This is a genomic window from Streptomyces sp. 15-116A, from assembly GCF_025290915.1.
In the GTDB taxonomy this organism is placed as follows: Bacteria; Actinomycetota; Actinomycetes; order Streptomycetales; family Streptomycetaceae; genus Streptomyces.
Map to the genome: position 1 here is coordinate 1 of NZ_JAOCQE010000538.1, position 1337 is coordinate 1337.

Genomic DNA, 1337 nt, shown 5'->3' on the forward strand with positions numbered 1-1337 from the left:
GACGGGGCGGCGCAGCCAGGCGGTGAGGAGTGCGTTGCGGCGCTGGACCGCCGGGCGGCCGGAGCGGGCCGCGGGCTCCGGGTGGTGGTGGGCGACGACGTCGGGGCAGTGGGTGACGCCCCAGCCGCGGGCGGCGAGGTCGTAGGCGAGGAGGGTCTCCTCACCGCCGAAGAACAGCAGCCGGTGGAAGCCGCCCGCGTCGAGGTAGGCGCGGCGCCGGACGACGGCACCGCAGGCGAGGAAGCCGAGCACCTGGGTGCCGGGGAGGTCGGTGGCCGGTCCGAGGGGCGAGCGGGCCAGGACGTCGTTGAGCGGGTCGGGTTCGGCGTCAGGACCGACGAGCGTGCGGGCGGCGATCAGACCGAGCCGGGGATGAGCGTCGAACAACTCGACCGCGCGGGCCAGGGATCCGGGCCCCCACCAGGAGTCGTCGTCGCTGAACGCGATGCAGGGGGTGTCGAGGGCGCGGGCGCCGTGATTGCGGGCGAGAGCACCGTGGTTGACGGGCAGCGCCAGGACGCGTACGTCGGGGAAGTCGCGGGTGAGCATGGCCCGGGTGCCGTCGGAGGACGCGTTGTCGACGACGAGGATCTCGGGCCGCTCGGGCAGCGCGAGCAGGTGCCGCAGGGTACGGGCGAGTCGTGCGCGGCGGTCCCGGGTGGCGATGACGATGCCGACGGGACGGGTTCCGGCGGGCGGGTTGCTCATGGGGCGGGCTCACCTCCGGAGAGACGGTTGGCGGAGGACGGGCGGCATTCGTGCGCGCGTGCCGGCCGCCCGCGGAGGAACGGTGCGGGCACGCCCTCGGGTACCCGGGAGCTCGGGCGGACACGCCCCGGGGGGAAGGCGGGGCAGTCTCGCCCGGTCGCAGGCCGGGCGGCATGCCCGAGGGCACGCGGGACGGCATGCCCGAGCGCAGCCACGACGGTCATGGTGCGGGCTCGCCCCGCCCCCCGCGCGTGGGGAGTCGAGCGAGGGCTTCCATGACGTCGTCCGGGGTGATGCGCAGCAGCGCCGGGTCGGGGTGGTGGGCGTGGGGGTCGCCCGGGGGGCCGTACCAGAGGGCGTGATGGCGTGGGTGTGCGGGTGGGCCCCAGCGGCTGGGCGGGACCGGGCCGAAGAGGGTGACGGTGGGGGCGGCGTGGGCGACCGCGAGGTGGGCGATGCCCGTGTCGCCGCTGATGACGGCGTGCGCGTCGGCGACGAGGGCCGCGAGGCGGTCGTAGGGGAGGCCGCCGCCGAAGACGTCGGTGTCGGGCAGGCCCGCCTGCTTGGCGAGCCGCGCCACGAGGTCGCCCTCGTCGGCTCCCCCGGTCACGACGACCCGCAGGCCGCGT

Annotated in this window: 2 protein-coding genes; both read right to left on the minus strand. The window is 76.7% G+C overall.

From position 1 onward, the window contains the following. The coding region (locus N4P33_RS35285; RefSeq protein WP_260830992.1) for a glycosyltransferase family 2 protein at positions 1-708 on the minus strand (708 nt) is incomplete at its 3' end. Between the two features lie 220 nt (positions 709-928). Next, the coding region (locus N4P33_RS35290) for a glycosyltransferase family 9 protein (RefSeq protein ID WP_260830993.1) at positions 929-1337 on the minus strand (409 nt) is incomplete at its 5' end.